The organism is Marinobacter sp. F3R08, assembly GCF_018860425.1.
Lineage (GTDB): Bacteria > Pseudomonadota > Gammaproteobacteria > Pseudomonadales > Oleiphilaceae > Marinobacter.
Genome location: NZ_JAHKPI010000018.1, coordinates 1 through 2,489, shown reverse-complemented (window position 1 = coordinate 2,489; position 2,489 = coordinate 1). Strand labels below are relative to the sequence as shown.

Annotated in this window: 2 protein-coding genes; one reads left to right on the top strand and one right to left on the bottom strand. The window is 52.1% G+C overall.

Annotated elements, in window-relative coordinates:
* Nucleotides 1-170: 170 nt before the first annotated feature.
* Nucleotides 171-791, top strand: coding sequence for a cysteine hydrolase family protein (locus KO499_RS12300; protein ID WP_215984056.1), 621 nt, complete (start codon nt 171-173; stop codon nt 789-791).
* Between the two features lie 307 nt (nt 792-1,098).
* Here the strand turns inward: KO499_RS12300 and KO499_RS12295 are convergent.
* A protein-coding gene (locus KO499_RS12295) for an IS3 family transposase (protein ID WP_215984055.1) occupies nt 1,099-2,450 on the bottom strand; the annotation gives its coding sequence in 2 pieces (ribosomal slippage) (nt 1,099-2,114 and nt 2,114-2,450; 1,353 coding nt in all).
* Nucleotides 2,451-2,489 lie beyond the last annotated feature (39 nt).

Here is a 2,489-nt window from a genome sequence, read left to right as displayed (position 1 = left end):
ATCCTGGCGTTGACCGATCACGGTCGCGCGGTCATCGAAGAGATCATTACTAAGGAAATGAAGCTTGTGGAGGAGGTTGGTGGAAACCTAAGCAATGAAGACATTGCTACCGCGCTTGAGGTTGTAATCGCAGTGACGGACAGTTTGAAAAAACGAGCAGGAGAGAACGAATGATGTTCGGCTATATCTTTGGTATTGTGTTCCTTTTCCTTATACTCTGGCTTGGAAACGGTGTTAGGCGCATCGGTTCGGTCAGTATCGGAGAAACGATACGGGAACGCGATGGATCAGCCCTTCTGTTGATTGATCTACAGTCAGTTTTCTGGGATCGCGGTCCATACTCGGACGCTTTAAAAGAGTCTGCCGCATCCGCCATTCTTGATGAAGTTGAAGCTGCGCGGGCCCAAAACCACCCTGTCATTGCCGTCCGTCAGGAATGGTCGATCCCTTCAACAAAGACTGTGGCGAGGCTCACGATGAAAGGACAGGCGATAGTCGGAAGTGAAGGAACCGAAATTGCAGAGCAATTCTCGTCACTTCCTGATCATGTTATGGTAAAGCGTGTGCAGGACGCATTCGAAACCGGCGAACTGGATGCCCTTTTGGAGCGTCTCGGTGTCGGTAAGTTACGTCTCGCTGGTTTGGATCTTAACTATTGTGTGCATAAGACGGCGCTGGCTGCTAAAAACAGAGGCTATGATGTCATCGTCGTGAAGGACGGAACTCTCTCAGCGGCACCAACGGAAGCTGCTGAAAAGCGGATGTTGTCAGCGGGTGTGGTCTTTTCTTGAGTGGACATTAATACTTCAAGCGGGAACGGCAACTTTGTCCTGTGTGGATGGCTCCCTTTTTGCAAGTACCTTTTTCGTGCGTGGCGTTTTGTCAGAAGCAGTCTTGTGTTAGGCCTGTTAGCGCGACACACATGGCCGCTGGCCCTGATGGTTTTCACCAACCAAGTCCCATTCCGCATATCGAACAGCAAGCGTTCTGGACAAAGCTCGGGGTGTCTTGGTTTTTGGGCAGATTGTCCGTCGTCATATAAAATGGGGCATCAGAGCGGCTTGAGTATTGGAGGCTCTGGCTCGTTTGTGTGATTGATTATGCGGCTTGTTTCTGATGTTGCAAGCGGCGTTGTTTGATTGTGTTTTTCTTGATTTTTTCCCTTTCTCTGAGAATGGCTTTGTCGCGGCCGAAGTAGACGTCGGCTGGTGTGACGTTGTTCAGGCTCTCGTGGTAGCGCTGGTTGTTGTAGTATTCGACAAAGGCCCCGATCTGGCGTTCGAGGTCACCGGGCAGATAGTAGTTCTCCAGCAGAACCCGGTTCTTCATGGTCTGGTGCCAGCGTTCGATTTTGCCTTGGGTTTGTGGGTGGAACGGTGCGCCCCGAACATGCGTCATTTTTTGATCCTCCAACCACTTGGCCAGATCGCCGGAGATGTAGCATGAACCGTTGTCGCTGAGCAGGCGTGGCTTGTGACGCACAACCGCCTGGTCGCAACCAGACGCCGTCAGCGCCAGTTCGATCGTGTCTGTCACGTCCTCAGTACGCATGTTGGTGCAAAGCTTCCACGCAATGATGTAGCGGCTGTAATCATCGAGGATCGTGCTCAGATAATACCAGCCCCAGCCAATGATCTTGAAGTAGGTGAAGTCCGTTTGCCACATCTCGTTGATGGTCGTGGTTTTGTCTTTGAACTCCTCGGCCGCTTTAATGACCACATAGTCAGGTGCTGTAATCAGGTCCGCTGCTTTGAGAATGCGGTAAGCTGATGATTCAGAAACAAAATACCGCTTCTCATCAGTGTATTTGACCGCCAGTTCCCGTGTGGTCAGCGCCTCATGTTCCAGCGCAAACTCGATCAGGTCATCACGACGGGCATCAGGGATGCGGTTCCAGACCGATCCTGGACGTGGGGATCTGTCAGCCAGTCCATCCAGGCCGCCGTCAATATAGAGATCATACCATCGATAGAATGTCGTGCGCGGGATGCCCAGCATGTCGAGGCTTTGTTTGACCGGCAAATGCGATCCCTCAACAGTGCGAATGATTTCCAGTTTCTCCGATGCAGGATACCTCATTCCTCGTATCCCCCACTTCCTGTCATGCTTTTTTTAAGCAGACGGTTCTCGAGCGTCAGATCCGCAACGCACTCTTTGAGGGCCAGGGACTCAGAACGCAAATCCTTTACCTCAGGCGACGTAGCCTGTCGTGCCGTATCACCAGATAACCGGCGCTTGCCAGCTTCCAGAAATTCCTTCGACCAGCTGTAATACAGGCTCTCGGCAATCCCCTCGCGACGGCATAGCACCGAGATGCTTTCCTCGCCACGCAGGCCCGCCAAGACGATGCGGATTTTCTCTTCAGCTGAATAGGTTTGCCGCGTCTTGCGGCGGATGTTCTTAACCACCTTGTCGGCGGCGTCTTTTGATGTCTGGGGCTTCTTCGTCATCTCGATCTCCTAATCGATAAGATGAACCAGAAATCCTCC

Excerpts from the sequence above, each read along its gene's own strand:
- KO499_RS12300 (WP_215984056.1), top strand. The coding sequence starts at position 171 with ATGATGTTCGGCTATATCTTTGGTATTGTGTTCCTTTTCCTTATACTC.